Origin of the sequence: Streptococcus vulneris (assembly GCF_019218685.1) — a bacterium.
Taxonomy (GTDB): domain Bacteria; phylum Bacillota; class Bacilli; order Lactobacillales; family Streptococcaceae; genus Streptococcus; species Streptococcus vulneris.
This window is the reverse complement of sequence record NZ_JAHUZC010000001.1, coordinates 27,778-46,170: the sequence shown is the minus strand read 5'-3', so window position 1 is coordinate 46,170 and position 18,393 is coordinate 27,778. Positions and strand designations below refer to the sequence as shown.

Annotated in this window: 19 protein-coding genes; 3 read left to right on the top strand and 16 right to left on the bottom strand. The window is 39.7% G+C overall.

Annotated features, from left to right (window positions below; genetic code table 11):
- Positions 1-150: 150 nt before the first annotated feature.
- The 3 genes from KUA57_RS00255 (at position 151) to KUA57_RS00245 (ending at position 2,773) form a co-directional block, all read left to right on the top strand.
- Positions 151-960 (top strand): Cof-type HAD-IIB family hydrolase, encoded by an 810-nt coding sequence (locus tag KUA57_RS00255; protein WP_218493447.1) that lies wholly within the window; start codon positions 151-153, stop codon positions 958-960.
- 141 nt (positions 961-1,101) lie between these two features.
- Entirely contained in the window at positions 1,102-2,010 is a 909-nt protein-coding gene (locus KUA57_RS00250) for an ATP-binding cassette domain-containing protein (protein ID WP_218493446.1), read from the top strand.
- Between the two features lie 10 nt (positions 2,011-2,020).
- The gene (locus KUA57_RS00245) at positions 2,021-2,773 is read left to right on the top strand and encodes an ABC transporter permease (RefSeq protein ID WP_218493445.1); all 753 of its coding nucleotides are present in this window, start codon (positions 2,021-2,023) and stop codon (positions 2,771-2,773) included.
- A gap of 40 nt (positions 2,774-2,813) precedes the next feature.
- Here the strand turns inward: KUA57_RS00245 and KUA57_RS00240 are convergent, their stop codons facing one another.
- From KUA57_RS00240 to KUA57_RS00165, 16 genes are all read right to left on the bottom strand, one after another.
- Entirely contained in the window at positions 2,814-3,692 is an 879-nt protein-coding gene (locus tag KUA57_RS00240; RefSeq protein WP_218493444.1) for a sensor histidine kinase, read from the bottom strand.
- A complete protein-coding gene (locus KUA57_RS00235; protein ID WP_218493443.1) occupies positions 3,689-4,390 on the bottom strand; it encodes a response regulator transcription factor in 702 nt (233 codons plus the stop codon). The genes KUA57_RS00240 and KUA57_RS00235 overlap by 4 nt, the downstream gene beginning before the upstream one ends.
- A 191-nt stretch (positions 4,391-4,581) precedes the next feature.
- The gene (aguB, locus tag KUA57_RS00230; protein WP_218493442.1) at positions 4,582-5,457 is read right to left on the bottom strand and encodes an N-carbamoylputrescine amidase; all 876 of its coding nucleotides are present in this window, start codon (positions 5,455-5,457) and stop codon (positions 4,582-4,584) included.
- Between the two features lie 9 nt (positions 5,458-5,466).
- Positions 5,467-6,552 (bottom strand): agmatine deiminase, encoded by a 1,086-nt coding sequence (aguA, locus tag KUA57_RS00225; RefSeq protein WP_218493441.1) that lies wholly within the window; start codon positions 6,550-6,552, stop codon positions 5,467-5,469.
- The gene (nspC, locus tag KUA57_RS00220) at positions 6,549-7,676 is read right to left on the bottom strand and encodes a carboxynorspermidine decarboxylase (protein ID WP_218493440.1); all 1,128 of its coding nucleotides are present in this window, start codon (positions 7,674-7,676) and stop codon (positions 6,549-6,551) included. The genes aguA and nspC overlap by 4 nt, the downstream gene beginning before the upstream one ends.
- The gene (locus KUA57_RS00215; RefSeq protein WP_218493439.1) at positions 7,676-8,935 is read right to left on the bottom strand and encodes a saccharopine dehydrogenase family protein; all 1,260 of its coding nucleotides are present in this window, start codon (positions 8,933-8,935) and stop codon (positions 7,676-7,678) included. The genes nspC and KUA57_RS00215 overlap by 1 nt, the downstream gene beginning before the upstream one ends.
- Positions 8,932-9,792, bottom strand: coding sequence for a polyamine aminopropyltransferase (gene speE / locus KUA57_RS00210; RefSeq protein WP_218493438.1), 861 nt, complete (start codon positions 9,790-9,792; stop codon positions 8,932-8,934). The genes KUA57_RS00215 and speE overlap by 4 nt, the downstream gene beginning before the upstream one ends.
- A complete protein-coding gene (locus KUA57_RS00205) occupies positions 9,793-11,253 on the bottom strand; it encodes an aminotransferase class I/II-fold pyridoxal phosphate-dependent enzyme (RefSeq protein ID WP_218493437.1) in 1,461 nt (486 codons plus the stop codon).
- A gap of 552 nt (positions 11,254-11,805) precedes the next feature.
- On the bottom strand, positions 11,806-12,117 hold the full coding sequence (locus tag KUA57_RS00200; RefSeq protein WP_020901364.1) for a hypothetical protein: 312 nt from the start codon (positions 12,115-12,117) through the stop codon (positions 11,806-11,808).
- Between the two features lie 118 nt (positions 12,118-12,235).
- On the bottom strand, positions 12,236-13,978 hold the full coding sequence (locus KUA57_RS00195) for a glycoside hydrolase family 13 protein (RefSeq protein ID WP_049493739.1): 1,743 nt from the start codon (positions 13,976-13,978) through the stop codon (positions 12,236-12,238).
- A 173-nt stretch (positions 13,979-14,151) separates the two neighbouring features.
- Positions 14,152-14,643: a phosphoribosylanthranilate isomerase gene (locus tag KUA57_RS00190; protein WP_049493741.1), complete on the bottom strand. Its 492-nt coding sequence runs from the start codon at positions 14,641-14,643 to the stop codon at positions 14,152-14,154.
- A 63-nt stretch (positions 14,644-14,706) separates the two neighbouring features.
- The gene (locus KUA57_RS00185) at positions 14,707-15,588 is read right to left on the bottom strand and encodes a diacylglycerol/lipid kinase family protein (RefSeq protein ID WP_218493436.1); all 882 of its coding nucleotides are present in this window, start codon (positions 15,586-15,588) and stop codon (positions 14,707-14,709) included.
- A gap of 110 nt (positions 15,589-15,698) precedes the next feature.
- Entirely contained in the window at positions 15,699-16,553 is an 855-nt protein-coding gene (locus tag KUA57_RS00180) for an ADP-ribosylglycohydrolase family protein (RefSeq protein ID WP_049493744.1), read from the bottom strand.
- Positions 16,554-16,593: 40 nt separating this feature from the next.
- Positions 16,594-17,211, bottom strand: a complete 618-nt coding sequence (locus KUA57_RS00175) for an SAP domain-containing protein (RefSeq protein ID WP_049493746.1) — start codon at positions 17,209-17,211, stop codon at positions 16,594-16,596.
- Positions 17,212-17,307: 96 nt separating this feature from the next.
- On the bottom strand, positions 17,308-17,442 hold the full coding sequence (locus KUA57_RS00170) for an ADP-ribosylglycohydrolase (protein ID WP_080976061.1): 135 nt from the start codon (positions 17,440-17,442) through the stop codon (positions 17,308-17,310).
- Positions 17,443-17,453: 11 nt separating this feature from the next.
- Positions 17,454-18,260 carry an alpha/beta hydrolase gene (locus KUA57_RS00165; protein WP_218493435.1) on the bottom strand — a complete coding sequence of 269 codons (807 nt, stop codon included), beginning with the start codon at positions 18,258-18,260 and terminating at the stop codon, positions 17,454-17,456.
- Positions 18,261-18,393: the final 133 nt, after the last annotated feature.

Here is an 18,393-nt window from a genome sequence, read left to right as displayed (position 1 = left end):
AGTATAGCATATCTTTTCGAAATATCCTCTTCAAGTCATGAATTGTTATCAAAACATCTTAAGCTGTAAAATCAATTAGCCCCAAGCTTCCTATCAATTTCTTCTCCAAAATATGCTATAATAATACCAAAAGATAAAGAAGGAAGACTTATGATTAAACTACTAGCCTTGGATATGGACGGAACCCTCCTCAATGAAGCCAAGGAAATCCCACAAGCTCATATTACTGCTATTCACCAAGCTATTGAAAAAGGTGTCAAACTGGTTCTCTGTACGGGGCGCCCGCTTTTCGGTGTCCTCCCCTACTATCAAAAACTGGGGCTTGATCTCCAGAATGAGTATGTGATTGTCAACAACGGTTGCTCAACTCACCAGACAAGTGACTGGGGACTAGTTGACTGGCAAGAACTTAGTCCAACAGACATCGAATACCTCTATGACCTAGCTGAAAAAAGTGATGTTCAGTTGACTCTTTTTGATGAGGAACATTATTTTGTCCTCGGTGGTAAGCCTAATGAAATCATTCAAAATGATGCCGAGCTAGTCTTTTCAGACCTGACTGAAATTTCCCTTGAGGAAGCTACCAGTGGCAAGTATCGCATGTTCCAAGGTATGTTTTTGGGCACGAAAGAGCAAACTGACGATTTTGAGCAGCGTTTTGCTGAGGAGCTTTGCCAACGATTTAGTGGAGTTCGTTCACAGCCTGTCATTTATGAAGCTATGCCACTTGGTACGACAAAGGCTACCGCTCTTTCTCGACTAGCTGAAATTTTGAAGATCGAGCCATCAGAAATTATAGCTATGGGCGATGCTAATAATGATATCGAAATGCTCCAGTTTGCAGGACTTGGCATTGCAATGGGAAATGCCAGCGATTATGTCAAATCTCTTGCGGATGACGTTACAACAAGCAACGAAGAAGACGGCGTTGCGCGTGCCATTGAGAAATATATTTTATAATTAAGAAGCCCAGTTCGTGTCAACTGGGTTTTGATATTTAAGAATTCCTAAAACTTTAGAAACTCTTTAGAAATCCTTGAACTTTCTTTGATTTCTATGCTTTATACTAAAGTTATCAAAATAAATCAAAAGGAGAGAATCATGAAAACAGTACTTGACATTCATGGATTGTCCAAAAACTTTAACAAACAAGCTATTCTTCAGGATCTTCATCTAACGATAAGAGAGGGAGATATTTATGGACTTATCGGGAAGAACGGAGCTGGGAAGACCACCTTAATCAAAATCATTACGCAACTACTTTTTGCAGATAAAGGGACTGTTTCCCTCTTCTCTAGCCAAACGGAAAATGAGTGGACCAAGGCTCTATCTCGAGTAGGTTCTGTTATCGAATCACCCGTAGCTCATAATCACTTAACAGCCTATCAAAATCTGAAGTATTATTGTATGATTAGACATATTCCAAATGCTGATCAAGTCATTCGAGAGACACTGGACTATGTAGGTTTGTTAGATACAGGTAAAAAAGTATTTCGTGATTTCTCGCTAGGGATGAAACAAAGACTTGGTATCGCCATTGCCCTTCTATCTAAACCAGACTTCTTGATTTTAGATGAACCTATCAATGGTCTCGACCCAATCGGTATCAAAGAATTTCGCCTCATGATACAGCGACTCAATCAAGAAAAAGGGATAACCATTCTCATCTCTAGCCATATCTTGTCAGAACTCTACCTCGTAGCTAATCGTTTTGGTATTTTGGATCAAGGCAAGATTATCCGTGAAATCAGCAAAGCTGAATTTGAAACACTAAGTGAGGATTATATTGTGCTTAAGACAGCTGATAAAGAGAAAGCTTGTCAAGTATTGAAAGAACAAATCCAGCTCCAGTTCAAGGTTGTTAATCCTGAAAACGAAATTCACATCTTTGGTCAGGAACAAGATGTCAAACAGATTCTTAAGGAATTAACCTTGGCAGATGTTGCCATTGACGAGATTTACTATGCCCGTCAAAACCTAGAAGAATACTTCACTCAATTGGTCGAATAGGAGGAAAATCATGATACATACCATTCAAGCAGACTTTTACCGTCTTTTCCGTTCCAAAGGTTTTTGGATTACAGAGTTCATTCTCTTTTCTCTCATGCTAATGGGCGCAAGTATTGGAGCTACTGGCCATCTGATGGCAATTCAGACAGAAGAGCCAGAAATTCCAACCCATGGTTGGGACGGTGTACAAGCCCTGATTAACGCATCTAGTCAAGGTTCAAACCTCGTTTTTCTCTGTATTATTTTAACTTGCCTAGTTTTAGGTGTTGATTTAATCGGAAAGCTCTATAAAAATAGTTTGACAGTAGGTGTTTCTCGTACAGAGTTTTTCCTTGCTAAAGCCTTTGTAGTGGCTTGTATTGCACTATTGCAACTTATCATCAGCCTTGTTATTGCCTTTATTCCAGCAACTATCTTAAATGGATTTGGCACTATGCCTGATGGCTTTATTGGAAATCTACTGATAACCATTTCCCTTCAATTCCTTTGCCTCCTTGCTTGGCTTTCCATTGTTTCCTTTATTCTCTATGTTAGTCATTCTTATCTTGCAGTATTTATTGGATATTTGGTCAGCTCTATCTTACTTTCTATGCCAATGCTCATCTTCCCAAGTATCAAAATTTTGCCATATTTATCATTGCAGTTTTTCTATGCTATGACTGCTAATAGTGAATCCATTTGCTATACACTTATAGTTAGCTTAGCTGTTATTGTAATCTTTAATATAAGTGGATTGGCAGTTTTTAAAAAGAAAAGTCTATAAAAAACGACCTCCTCTAGCCTACAGAGGAGGTTTCTTTTCGTTAAAAGTAAATGAAAACCGACAACCACTGCCCATCTGTGCTTAGTTTCATCTCTGCACCAAGAAGATGGCATAATTCCTCAGTGATATAAAGGCCTAAACCAGAGGATTCTTCCGTATCTGATAGATTTTCAGAATAAAAACGGTTGCTGAGATTTTCTATTCTTTTGATGGGCTGTTTGACAAGGTTTGCAATTTCTAAGACAAGCTGTTCCTGTTCCTTTCTCAAAGATAGAAGTGCTTCTTCCTTGCCATGTTTGAGGACATTCCCAAGCAGATTTTGTAAAATTCGATCCAGCAAGTCTTCATCAGTCCTCATTTTCAGACCAGCTTCAACCTTAAAATCAAGCATAATATTTGCCGCCTGAAAAACATCATAATAAGCCAGAGTCTTCTTGGTGATAAAAGCTGAAAGATCAACTTCTTCCATTTTCGGTTTGACAGCCCCTTCCATCAAACGACGATATTCTAGAAGAGCCTCCAAACGTTTAGAAACTAAATCAAGATGCTGGGCTATTTTTTGTAAGGTTTCTGATTTGTCTTCAGGAGACTTCATCAATTGTTGCGTGTAGCCTGAAGCGATAGTCAGAGGTGTCCGAATATCATGGGCGATATTGCTGATGGCCATATCCAGAGTCTGTTTTTCCCTTTTCATAACCAACCGAGATTGCTCTACTTCCTGAAATAGATTCTCAATCTGCTGGTATAGATGTAAAAAATGTTTGGAAAAAATGCTAACCCCTACTCTTTTCATACTACCCGTAAGAATCTTGTCCTCAATCTGTTGACTCAAGTTTTTAAGTGCTAGATGGTAGCGAATCAATGCAATAGATAAAATAATTAGGAGTACCAGTAGGATAAAGATGATCATGTAGGTCATTGCTTGTCTCCTTTTAATCTTACCCCAACTCCCCAAATGGTTTCAATATATTCTTGATTTGGGTCAAGCTGGTTTAATTTTTTGCGAAGATTACTCAAATGCGTATTGAGGGTATTATCTCCAGGTAGATAGCTCTCCTCCCAGACCAATTCATAAAGTTCTTCCTTGGTGAAAATTTTCTTAGGATGTTTAAGGAGAGTTTGGAGAATCAAGCATTCTTTCTTGGCAAGGCGAATCGTTTCCTGACTATTTTTGATTTCAAAACTTTCTGCATCAAACTGGATATTTTTCAAGTTTTGTGGCAGATTTTCAGTTTTTCCTATTTCCATAGGCTGTTTTTCTACGCTTTGACGTAATTGAACAGTAACTCTGGCAAAGACTTCATCCAAATCAAAAGGTTTGACTATGTAATCATTGGCACCGTCTAAGAGGTATTGACTGATTAACTTCTTATCGCTCAAAGCTGTTAGCATAATGACTGGAGTTTGACTTTGTTCCCTGATGGCTTTTAAAACCTGATCCCCATTTTTCCCAGGAAGCATGATATCTAGCAAAATGAGGTCAATCCCACCTTGGTCAAAACGCATGATTCCTTCTGTACCAGAAAAGGCTTGAATCACCTCATGCTCCTCAGTAAGAAGTGTTCGCAAAATCTCTTGAATGTCACTATTGTCTTCAATAACCAATATCCTAGCCATAAATACCAACCTTTCTGCAACTATTATAGCATGTTTTATTGATAAAGCTTAAACAGAAAAGCTCCTCGCATCAAAGCGCGAGAAAGCCTTAGAGGGTTAAAATATAAAATCCACTTACTAGACAACATAGTATCCTTATAGTTGAAAATAAGAAGTTAATCTAGCAGAATGAATCTCTCATTTCTCTCCTACTAGTCCGTAATTCGTTGATACATTTCGGGTCTTCTATCTCGAAACAAGCCCCAGTTTAGGCGTTCACTTGCTCCCTTATCTAGGTCATAAGTAGCTAACAGAACAGCTTCACCTTGTCTTTCAGCTCGCTCAAGAATAGCTCCTGTTTCATCCGTCATAAAGGATGAACCGTAGAAGTCAAGACTGGAACTCTGTCCACCATTTTCCTCACTAGGAGTGACTTCCTCCAAACCATAACGATTGGCTGCAATAACTGGGACAATATTTGCTGCTGCGTGTCCTTGCATGGTACGTTGCCAATGACCACAACTGTCCGTATCTAGGATAGGCTCAGAGCCAATAGCAGTTGGATAAAAGAGCAATTCAGCACCATTTAACGCAAGACAGCGCGCTGTTTCAGGGAACCATTGATCCCAACAGATACCGATCCCAATCTTGGCATAGCGAGTATCCCAGACCTTGAAACCAGTGTTACCAGGTGTGAAATAAAACTTTTCTTGATAATAATGATCATCTGGTATGTGGGTTTTCCGATAAACGCCCAGCACTTCCCCATCTGCATCAATAACGGCAATAGAGTTATACAAGACATTGCCATCTTTTTCATAGAAACTGATTGGTAAAACGACCTTTAGCTCCTTGGCAATGGTTTTAAAATGCTGAATAGCTGTATTGTCTGTCACCGACTGGGCATGCTGGTAGTAGTCATACTGACGTTCCTGACAGAAATAGGGACGTTCAAACAACTCGGGCAAGAGAATAATTTGTGCGCCTTTTTCTGCAGCCTGACGTACTAAACGCTCTGCGGTTTGGATATTTGTTGCCACATCCTTGGCACATTGCATCTGAATGGCTGAAACTTTTACATTTCTCATCTTTTTCTCCTATTCTGGGATTTGTTGGGTGATACAGTGGATATTGCCACCACCTAAAAGAATATCTCTGGCTGGAATTCCGACAACTTTACGGTCTGGGAAACACTTACTGAGAATATCTAAGGCTACTTGGTCATTGACATCTTGAAACTGGGGAACAAGGACTGCCTTGTTAGCGATATAAAAGTTTACGTAGGAAGCTGCTAGTCGTTCACCTGCGTACCGCTCTTCTTCTCCTTCTTCATAGATGTAGCCTGACAAATCCTCTTCGGTTACAACCTGACGAATAGCTGGGATAGGAAGCTTATGAATGGTGAAGTGACGACCTTTTGCATCTGTTTCTTGCTCTAATAGTTCGAGATCTGCTTTTGACATGGCATACTGAGGATCGCTTTTGTCGTCTGTCCAAGCCAAGACAAGTTCTGCAGGACCAACAAAGGCTGCAACGTTGTCAACGTGTTCATTGGTTTCGTCCTGATAAATACCATAAGGAAGCCAAATAACTTTTTCAGCGCCAAGGCTCTCTAATAAGGTATTCTTAATTTCCTCTTTAGTCAGATGAGGATTGCGACCAGGACTAAGCAAGCAACTTTCAGTCACGAGAATGGTTCCTTGACCATCGCTATGAATGGCTCCGCCTTCCAGTACAAAAGGTTTGGCATCGTAAACAGGCATTTCCAAGGCCTCAGCAAAACGACTGGCTACTTGGTCATCATCTTCATAGTCTTGGTAGAGACCATCAACAGCACCACCCCAAGCATTGAAAGACCAGTCTACTGCCAACTTTTCCCTTTTATCATTAAGGAGAATAGTCGGACCTGTATCACGCGCCCAGGCATCATTGGTGGGAATGTCTAAATAAACAACCTTGTCTCCAAGATAAGATTGGGCTTCAGATAGATAATCTTGCTCCACCAAAAGATAGACTCTTTCCCCTTCTGCTATAGTCTTAATAATCTGGCTGAAAGCTCTTTTGGCAGCCTTTCCTTGAAAGGGCCATGAACCTGCTCGAGTAGGCCATATCATGAGGGTACCATGGTGTGGTTCGTACTCTGCCGGCATGCGATAGCCTAATTTTTTTGGACTGTCCATCATGATAATCTCCCTTTAAAGTCTTGATAACCAAAAGATTTGACTAAGCTGCAGTCACCCTGCTCGTCCATGAGATAGAGACTTGGTAATCCAATACCATTAAAGGTATTATTTTTGACAAAGGAATAAATAGCCATGTCTTCGAAATAAAGTCTGTCTCCGATTTGGACTGGATTTTCAAAGCTATAATCACCAATTACATCGCCCGTCAGACAGGTATTGGAAGAAAGTCTATAGGTATGGGCTTTTTCCTGTGGATCAAAGCCGTTTCTCAAAGGTGGACGATAGGGCATCTCAAGTACATCAGGCATATGGCAGGTCGCAGAGGCGTCTAAAACCAAGATTTCCATACCGTTTTCGACAATATCCAATACTCCAGTTGCTAGATAACCTGCATTGAGCGCAATAGCTTCACCCGGCTCGATATAGATTTCAAGTTTGTAAGTTTCTCGGATACGCTTGATTTCTGAAATCAGCAAATCTACATCGTAACCTTCTCTTGTGATGTGGTGTCCGCCCCCCATATTGAGCCATTTGACCTCATGTAAGTACGAACCAAATTGCGCTTCTACTGCTTTCAAAGTTGTCTCTAAATCATCTGCTCCCTGCTCACAAAGGGTGTGAAAATGAAGGCCGTCAACCAAATCCAGCAAATCACTCGGTATCTTGTCTGAAGTTACTCCAAAACGGGAGCCAGGTGCACAAGGGTCATAGAGTGCGTGATCTCCTTGAGTTGAACATTGAGGGTTGAGGCGCAAACCAACACTGACACCAGCCTCCCGACAACGAGCCCCATGCTTACGCAACTGTCTCTCTGAGTTAAAGACGATATGGTCCGTTATCTCCAGCAATTCCTCCAAGTCTGCATCCTTGAAAGCTGGCGCAAAAACATGAACTTCCCCCGGGAACTCTTCTCTAGCGAGCTTAGCTTCATAGAGACCACTTGCAGTTGTTCCAGATAGATACTGGCTAATCAAGGGATAGGTTTTGTAGAGGGAATATGCCTTCTGGGCAAGTAAAATCTTGCAACCAGCTTCTTCTTGTACATATTGTAGGATACGGCAATTGGCTTCTAACTTGGCCAAGTCAATAACATAAGCTGGTGTTGGTACTTGTTCTAGCTTCATCAGTCCACCATTTGTGGATTCTCAACCACAACCCAAGGCAAACCATACTCATTCAATGCTTCCATGAATGGATCTGGATCCAACTCTTCAAGATTGTAAACTCCAGCTTGTTTCCAAGTACCGTTCATAACCAATTTTGTCCCAATCATGGCTGGAACGCCTGTTGTGTAAGAAATGGCTTGTGAACCAACTTCCGCATAACATTCCTGATGGTCACAAACATTGTAGATGTAGATGGTCTTTTCAACGCCATCTTTGACACCTGTAAAGATACATCCGATATTGGTTTTACCTACAGTGCGTGGCCCAAGGCTTGCTGGATCTGGAAGCAAGGCTTTCAAAAATTGGATTGGAACAATTTCTTGGCCGTTAAAGTTAATGGTATCCGTACGAAGGAGACCAACGTTTTCCAAGCATTTCATGTGAGTTAGATAAGATTGACCAAAAGTCATAAAGAAACGAATCCGTTTAACGCCTGGAATGTTCTTAGCCAATGATTCGATTTCTTCATGGTGAAGGAGATACATGTCTTTTTGCCCAACCTCTGGGAAATCGTACTCACGCTTGATAGACATGGCTTCAACCTCAACCCATTTCCCATCTTCCCAGTAAGAACCTGGCGCAGAAACCTCGCGTAGATTGATTTCTGGGTTAAAGTTTGTTGCAAACGGATAACCGTGGTCACCACCATTACAGTCCAAAATGTCGATATAGTGGATTTCATCAAAGTAGTGTTTGAGAGCATAAGCCGAGAAAACACTAGTCACACCTGGGTCAAAACCAGAACCAAGCAGAGCTGTCAAGCCAGCTTTTTTGAATTTCTCCTGATAATCCCATTGCCATGAGTAGTCAAAGTAAGCAGTAAAACCAAGTTCCTTACAACGTTTTTCATAGATGGCACGCCACTCAGGATCTTCTGTATCCTCTGCCTCGTAGTTAGCTGTGTCGATATAGTGAACACCTGTTGCCAAACAAGCGTCCATAATGGTTAAATCTTGATATGGTAAAGCTACGTTCAAAACAGCTTCTGGTTTGTAGCTTTCAATCAGGGCAATCACTTCTTCTACCTTGTCAGCATCAAGAGCAGCTGTCTCAATCTTTGTACTTGTTTTGCCTTCCAGTTTAGCCTTCAAGTCATCACATTTTGACTTGGTACGGCTAGCAATCATAATCTCTGTAAAGGTTTCGCTATCTTGACAAATCTTTGAAATAGCAACTTGGGCAACGCCCCCACATCCAATAACTAATAAACGACTCATTTTTTTCCTTCCTCTTCTTCTAAAATGTCTTCTACATACTTAGGCAACATAAAGGCTCCAACGTGTAAGTTTGCAGTGTAGTATTCTGTGAAAAGCTGGCGTTTTTTCCAGCCTTCCTTGTCAAAATCTTTGACAGGGTGGTATTTTTTCGATGCAAATCCAAACAACCAATAGCCAGCTGGACTGGTTGGGATGTGGGCTTGATAGACCCGACTGATTGGAAAGGCTTGATTGACCTTACGGTGCATACTTCGGCAAGCTGATTCATCCTCGTCAAAGAAGGGACTCCCATGCTGGTAAATCATGATACCGTCTTCTTTCAAGGCTCTGTAACTGTTACCGTAAAATTCCTTGGTAAAGAGCCCTTCCGTATGTCCAAATGGATCTGTCGCATCGTTGATAATGATATCGTAATCATCTTCGCAGTTTCGCAAAAAGCGTAGCCCATTTTGGTAGTAAATGGTAACACGAGGATTATCTAGCCCTGCAGCAAAATCTGGGAAATACTCACGACAGACTTCAACTAGCATCTCATCCGGTTCCACAATATCGATTTGTTCCAATTCTGGATACAGTGTCAAAACTTGGGCAACACCACCATCACCACCCCCAATAACCAAGACTTTCTTGGGATTGGGATGCACAGCCATGGGAACATGAACAGTCATTTCATTGTAGACAAAATCATCAGCATCTGAGAACAAGACGTGCCCATTTAAAATCAAAATCTTTCCAAAAGCTGGTGTATCCAAGACTTCTATATCCTGCCATTCACTTTTACCAGCGTAGAGTTGCTTGGCTGTTCTCAGGGACAATTTCACATCTGGAGTATGAACTTCAGAAAACCATAAATCCATCTAGTGCTCCTTTCTCTTAATGACGTTGATGTGATTGACCTCGGGATCTTCCGTCCCTTGGAGGGAGCAACCACGTTCCTTGGCAAATTGGATATAGTCTACAATTTCTCGTGTAATGCGTTCGCCAGGAGCCAAGATAGGAATCCCTGGAGGATAACACATGACAAATTCCCCACAGACTTGTCCAACAGACTCATCCAAGGTTAAACTTTTTCTCTCTGAATAGAAGGCTTCCTGAGGAGAGAACACCAACTCGGGCTGGATATATTCTCCAGCTATCAAGTCCTTCCCATCTCGTGAGTATAGTCTCTTGATATCTGCTAAAGCACCAACTAATCGTTCGATGTCTTGGATACGGTCACCAATCGAAATATAGGCCAAGATATTGCCAATATCACCAAACTCAATCTGAATGTCGTATTCGTCTCGTAGGAGGTCATAAACCTCGATACCTGTTAATCCAATACCCTGAGTGTAAACTGACAACTTGGTTACATCAAAATCACAGACCGACACACCATCTATTAACTCTTTTGAATAGGCATAGTAGCCACCAATGGCATTGATTTCACGGCGAGCATACTCAGACAGTTCAATGACCTTCTCAAAAGACTCTTTACCTCGAAGAGCCAAGTTGCGACGCGAAATATCTAAACTAGCCATCAACAAATAAGAGGCGGATGTTGACTGGGTAAGATTGATAATCTGACGAACGTATTCAGGATTCATCTGCTCCCCGATTAAAAGAAGCGAACTTTGGGTCAAACTCCCACCAGACTTATGCATAGAAACCGCCGCCATATCAGCACCTGCATCCATAGCAGAAATTGGAAGTTTATCAGTAAAATGTAAGTGCGCTCCGTGGGCCTCATCTACCAAAACCATCATGCCAGCTTCATGAGCCATTTCTGTCAACCCCTTTAGGTCTGAACAGATTCCGTAGTAAGTAGGATTGTTAATCAAAATGGCCTTGGCATCTGGATGGTCCTTTATGGCTTTGGCTACTCGGTCATTTTCAAGACCTAAAGCGATACCAATCTTAGGATCTACACTCATCTCGATATAGATGGGAATAGCACCACATATAACCAGCGCATTGATAGCAGATTTATGGACATTACGTGGCAGAATAATCTTATCTCCTGCCTTGCAGGTTGACAGAATCATAGTCTGCACCGATGAGGTTGTTCCACCAATCATTAGAAAAGCATGGCTAGCTCCAAAAGCATCAGCTGCCAGATCCTCTGCATCCCGAATAATCGAAATGGGATGGCCTAAATTATCCAAGGGTTTCATCGAATTGACATCAATTCCAACACATTTTTCTCCTAATAGTTCCACAAGTTCTGGATTCCCTCGTCCGCGTTTGTGACCTGGTACATCAAAGGGAACAATTCTTTTCTTGCGTAACTTCACCAAGGCCCCATAAATTGGGGCTTGGTTTTGATCTAACTCTTTCAAGACATACTCCTCTCAATATTTTTAGAACCTTATGAAAACTAAGGAACTAAAGGTTGACTCATGAAAAAAGAGCAGGTTTTCACCTGCTCTGCAATCTTCTGACGCGTTTATTTTGGTTTCTGTTGAGTATGTCTGTTCCCGATGTTTCCAAACTCTCTAGTAGCAAATATTACGTACTTTATTGATCGTTTCACAAGATGACGTGTGCTTTCACCACACTAAAAATTTATGAATTAGGATAAGTGTCCTAACATCAACTTATAAAAGTAGGCTTTTAACCCTATCAATAATGTGGTTTTTCAACCACGCTTCGGCATTCAACCCTGCCTGTCCGTAGGCATTTTTTACTCGGGTTTATATTTGCTAGAAAACACCATCTCATTTTCTAAGCTTTATTACTATATCATACTTCCAACATTCTGTAAAGTACTTTTTTTAAAAAATATCTACTTTTGTTCGGAAATATAATATTTTATATAGATTTTTATAAACTGTATAATGTGAAAGCGGATATAAAAGGAACTAGAAGGCTCTAGTTCTCAGATTTTGTATTTAACGAATACTATGCTTATTCATCTTTTGTTCAAAGATAGTCGTGATAATCTGACGTAATTCTTCGCGTTCTTTTTCTGGAATTTCACCACTAGTTTGAGCTGCTGCGTAGAGCTCAGGGTGTTCAATAGAAATTCGTTTGATCGTACGTGTTGTTGCATGTTTTCTGACGAAAAATGGGATTCGCTTAATCAAGTCTTGTGGTACAAGCGCAAGAATTTTCTCAGCAGTTTCCTTGTCACTAATCTTAGACGTCGTAAGCCCCTTCTTAATCATTTCCTGTTCTTTTTCTGTAAAATCTTTTAATTCCATTCGATAAATCCTCCTATTTTCTTTAAGTAAATTATATATCATTAGTAGCAAGACGACAAATAGTCTGTTTGTAAAATGCTCTCTATACTACAATTTTCCTGTCACTCTTAATTGCTCTTTAATGAAAAATCACAAATCCTTTTGGAGAGATGACAAGCTGATTCTCTAATTCTTGGTAATTGCTTGCTAGTGCTACTGCTTCCTTTTCTACAAGATAATCATCTTTTGATTGGTTAAATATTGCTTTAAGGACCCGGCCTTCGTATGTCCATTCCAGAGCTACTATATCTTGTTTGATTTCTTTTAGGCTATACTTGCCGTGCTGAATGGTTGATGACGCTTGTTTTCTAATATTAATCAGCTGCTTCATGAAATTCAGCATATCATTGTCACTTGATACACGTTCCCAAGGCATACAACGTCGACAATCTGGGTCTGGACCGCCGGTTAAGGAAAGCTCGGTTCCGTAATAGATGCAGGGTGTTCCTTTTTGTAAAAAGAGAAAGGCTAGGGCTGATTTAACCAGTTGCACATCCTCATTGGCCGTCCACAAGATTCGTTCTGTATCATGTGAATCCAAGAGATTAAACATGACCTCTGAAATCTGCTGCTTGTAATACATAGATTGGACATTGATTTCATCGATGAACTGATCTGTCTTCTTAATTCCTCGTAAGAAATACTCCTTGATACTATCAGATAAAGGATAATTCATGACTGCATGGAACTCATCCCCATTTAGCCAAGGCTGAGATGTATGCCAGACTTCTCCTAGGATATAAAGATCAGGCTTTTTAGCTAAAACTGCCTTACGAAAATCCCTCCAAAACTGATGGTCAATCTCATTAGCCACATCCAAACGCCAAGCATCGATATCAAATTCTTCAATCCAATAAGTCGCAACCTTTAAAAGATACTCCTTAACCTCTGGATTGGCTGTATTTAGCTTAGGCATATAGCCCTCAAAACCAAAAGCATGATAGGGCAAGTCTCTCTTATTAGCAAGCTTATCAGTCGTCACTGGGAATCGTTGAATACGGAACCAATCTTTGTAAGCAGACTCCTCACCGTTTTCGATAACATCTTGCCATTGAGGAGATTGCGAACCAATATGATTAAATACAGCATCCAGCATGATTTTCATGCCACGCTGATGAGATTGTTCGACCAGCTCCCGAAAGGTCTCCTTGTCTCCAAAATGACGGTCAATTTCTAAGTAATCTGTCGTATTGTACTTATGATTGCTCGTAGATTCAAAGATAGGACAAAGATAAAGTCCAGTAATACCCAAGTCTTGCAAGTAATCCAGATGGTCAACAATCCCCTGTAAATCACCACCAAAGAAATCATCACTATTAGGTGTGATAGATGAATCCCAGTCTAAAGTCCCTTCTGGGTTTAATCGAGTATTTCCATTAGCAAATCTCTCAGGAAATATCTGATACCATACCGTATTTGAAACCCAATCAGGAACCTGGCATGCATCAATTTCATGAAGATAAGGCAACTTAAATCCGTTTCCAATGGCATGAAGATTTTCTAGAGAATTTTCCACACACCCTTTATCGCCATACAAAATGCTTTGGCCTTCTGTATCCTTGAGTTCAAAGAGATACTGGATACGTGCAAAGTCGACGGACACTTCAACCTGCCAATGGTCAAATAAGGCATCAGAAGTTATCTTGGCCATTTTCTTTGTATCTTGATAGAACTCCTCCATAAAAATAAAAGGATCACCATAATGCAAGGTGATGCTTTCAATATCCCCTTTCTTAGTTCTAATCCGAATATGAAGTTTCTTATCCTTGTAAAGATAGGCATACTCTGACTCAGGTCTATGGTAAATAGCACTTAATTCCATTAATTTGTCTCCTAGAGTTTTAATTCCAATTTTACGCAAACGTTTTCATAATTGTGATTCTAGTATACTACTTTCGTATTTTATTTTCAAGGCTTGTCCGTAGATTCTAGTGGTTTGGTTCTATAAATAAAAAAGTAGCCAGTCTTACAACTTGCTACTTTTCAAATGATGATTTACAAATATCTTTGCAACCACTCTATTTTTTTAAAATCCTTATTGTTATTGTGCTCATTTCGATAAGAATCTTGGGAAGAAGCCTTGTAAACGCTTAAAAACTGTTCCAAACTTGGAACGCGAAAAGTGATGTCATCGAGATGAATCAGCTCTATATCCGATTCCGAAACTCCTGCAAAATCTGGTAAAGAATCAATACTTCCGAATTCAACACTCAGACCATCCTTTTGGAATTCATGCTCATGAATATCTATTAAGGCGTAACCTAAGTGATTCATCACTTTCATTATCTTGTCCCAGTCATAGATTCTGAGATGGTCAGGAGCTTCCCAACCTCTAGAGTCACCAGGCACATGAATGTCAATGTCAGACGGCCCCCATTCGTCATTTGAACGGTATTCAAACCCCAAAGACCCCATGAGCGTCGGAGTGATTCCGACTTGGTTTAAATGAGAACAGATTGTTCGAAATTCATCAAATAGAGAATTCATTCCTCCTCCAATCGTTGATATAGAACTTAATTTCGTTGTGAATAATAAACTAATTTTTACCTTCTACTCTTTCGGTTTTGAAAATACTTCAACTCGCTGAGCTAAAACTTTGATTTCTACAGGTAGGTTATCCGATTTATCGCCATCAACGTCTGACTCCAACTCACTATCTGAAGAGATTTTAATATTACGCGCTCTGATATACTCAATATTATCATTGCCGACAACATCTCCTTTTAGTAAATCAGGAATAACGGATAATTTAGAGAATATAGAAGCATCTTTAAGAATCAAAATATTGGCATAGCCATCCTTGTTTTCTTCAAAGATTTTTTTGTCAGCGAAGTAATTTGTCAAGAGAACCAAAACATGGCTCGCTTCACCAACATAATTTCCATTTTCTGTCTCAACCTTAATGTTAAAAACCTGATCCGTCATGACAGACTTCATGGTATTTACAGCATAGGCTAAAATACCGAATTTTGTCTTGTCCTCGATTTCAACATTGTAAATCGCCTCAGGAAGTGAACCGATACTAAAGATATAACCAAAATAATTGTCATTTGCTTTACCGATATCAATCTTATTGGTTAAGTTAAAATCCAGTTCATCAATTGCGCCATCGATGTCTTGATTGATTTCCAACAGTTTCGTAATGAGGTTACCCGTCCCACCTGGGATAATCCCTAACTTAGGAATGTAGTCTCTCTCAGCAATACCCGAAATGACTTCGTTGACAGTCCCGTCTCCACCAAACACAACCACTGCATCGTACTGCTCACGAGAAGCTTCTTCAGCAAAATGTGTTGCATCCAGAGCCTTTTCGGTAATTTTGGTTTCCACGTGCTCAAAGTATTCTTTTGCTTTATTCTCCAGCTTTTCTTTGTAATCCAAAGCCTTCTCGCCACCAGAAGTAGGATTGATAATTAACATTGCCTTTTTCATTAATTTCTCCTTAATTTTAAATAGAAATGTTTACATTTCGTCGTATGCAACTAAATGTACTCTCATTATACAATGAAAATACAGAAAAGAGAAATATGACGTACTGGAGATTAATATGCTTTTATTCTATTTTCCCATCGTCTAACTACATCCTTTAAGGGTTCATCCAAGTAAGAATAGGCCTTTTCCTTGATCAAATCAGGGATACCGTAAGCTGCCTCTGCTATGCTACCAGTGATTGCAGCGAGAGTATCACTGTCGCCACCAAGTGAGATAGCGTTTCTTATAGCATCTTCGAAATCTGTACTTTCAAGAAAGGCAATAATGGCCTGAGGGACAGTATCCTGACAAGTTTCGTTGAAACGGTATGTAGGGCGAATTTCATCTAAAGTTTGAGATAGATTGTAGCCGTATTTCTTCTCAATATAATCCTTAATCCGTTTTTTACATTCGGTAGGATTGTCGTTAATTGGTTGCTCATGTTCGCTACAATAACCACCAAAGTAAAATCGACATAGAAAGATAGCATCAGCTGTAGCCATGGCACCTTTGATACCTTCTGGATGGTTATGAGTTACCTCTGCAGAAAGACTAGCAAGTCCTCTAGATGATGGCCACATACCAGCTCTTGCATAAAAACTACAGTCCATGACCCAAGCACAGGGAGAAACACGCATAGCTGATCCATTCCCGAAGCTATTATAAGGCTCACGGTTATCACTGTTTAGCCATGCATTAAACCGAGCACCATAATCAGCATCCGGATACATTCTGCCATATTTCTTCATAGCGTCAATAAAGTCATCCTTTTGCCCACCATTCATGATTGCTTCAGCGACAGCACAGGTCATAACCGTATCATCCGTGAAAAAACAATCCTCACGAAATAAAGGAAAATCCTTCGTATTGATGTTGTTCCATTCGTAAACTGAACCTACAATGTCTCCAACAATTGCTCCTAGCATGGTATTCCTCCTTACAAGCTATTGGTTGAGACTGACATTTCTACTTTTCATACTCGTCTATTCTATCAGCATATTCAGTCAAAAGTTTCTTTGAATAAATTTTTTCATTACTTGAATTTCTAACTTCTTTCCAAAGAATGGAAGCTACTTTTAGTTTATTCGAGCAGTTACGATTATTTTCGTCTGCACAGAAGTCCTTTAAAAATTGGTTCCATTGACAAACCGAATGGTCATACTTGGCATAATTTGAATCTCCATAATAGACTTTGAGCATATCTTGGATTGTAAAACTCAAATCATTTTCTCTTTTTACTTTTCTCCAAGCTGTAGCCATATCAGCAGTAAATTTAAATGGCGAAACATCTGTTAAAGTTGAGAAATATTCTCTAAAGTGCGCATTAAAGGAGAATCCACATTCAAGTAAGGGCATATTTAATGTAACGACTTCTACTCGTTTCTTTTTCCTTTTTATTGATGATTTTTTAATCAACTTCCCCTTAAAGTACTGCTCAATAATATCATTTAGTTCCTGTTTTGTCCCTCTATATTCAAGTCCTAATGACTTGCATATCTGTGAAAGTTCATCACGATACCAATAGTATTTATTAAACTCATCAAAGGATGTGATTTTATCAAACTCAGGTCTGCTTTTTATCAAAAAAACACCTCCGTAAAGTCAATTTAGGTTGTCATTGCTAAATAATGGAGTTTTAGTTTCATTGTTTTGACGTTTAACTTCGTTTCACTAACAAACTCACACAATCAGCTTCGGACTTACCGTATCATCAGTGAAAAAACAATCTTCACTAAATAAAGGAAAGTCCTTCGTTTTGATATTGTTCCATTCGTAAACTGAACCTACAATATCTACAATAATTGCTCCTAGCATCCGTTTCCTCCTTATGGCATTTCAGATTCGTTACACATTTCTAATGAATCACTCTTTAAAAATGGCACCACCAAATCAATCCACTCATAAGGCAGGTAAGCTGATAAATAACCGTGGTTATAACCCTTTGCTTCATACCAAATTGTATTTGAATGTAGCTGATGAAATAATTTCGCTGATTTTTTCACACAGTTCAATTCTTTTTCACCATAGATATACAGAACTTGAGCTTTGCTAGCAGAAATCATATCTTTCAGCTTGTAATACCCCATATAGGTTTTGTAAATGGTCACCAATGTTTTAACAGGTGTCCTTGGCAGATCCTCCAAATAATAAGCTTTTATTTCCTCTGGATAAGCCAGTTTAGGATAGAGTTTGTTCATCATGCTTAACTGAAGTTTGCAAGAGAATTTATTGAACATCAGTTTACCAAATAGAGACACTAGAAAGATGCTGATTTTAGATAACATTGGTTGAGGAATACAGAGGCTTCCGTCTATGATGGCCTTCTCAGCAATTTCACTGTCTAAAGACAAAAGCTCCATGGCAATTTGACCACCAAGTGAAACACCACCGATTGCAAACAATTTCCCACCACAGTTTGCTTTGATATAGTCCAAGATTTCCAAGGCAGAGTCTTCAGTAGAAACATAATCAAGTTGATATTCTTCGCCGTGACCATTCAAAGTAGGTAAAATAACACGGTATTTTTCTGACAAGATTCGTGCTTGACGAAGATAATACCACCAAGAACTGCCACCACCATGTATCAGTAAAATAGGAGGCAAATTCTTATCACCAAATTCATGGAATTTCATGTTTAAACTCCTTACTGTAGGACTTTCACTAGCTAATTTTCCTTGTTCAATCAGCTCTTAAAAGCAGTACCACACACTCGACATAAAACGAGTGAACACTATGTATGCCAATAGAACATGTATGTGGGAACAT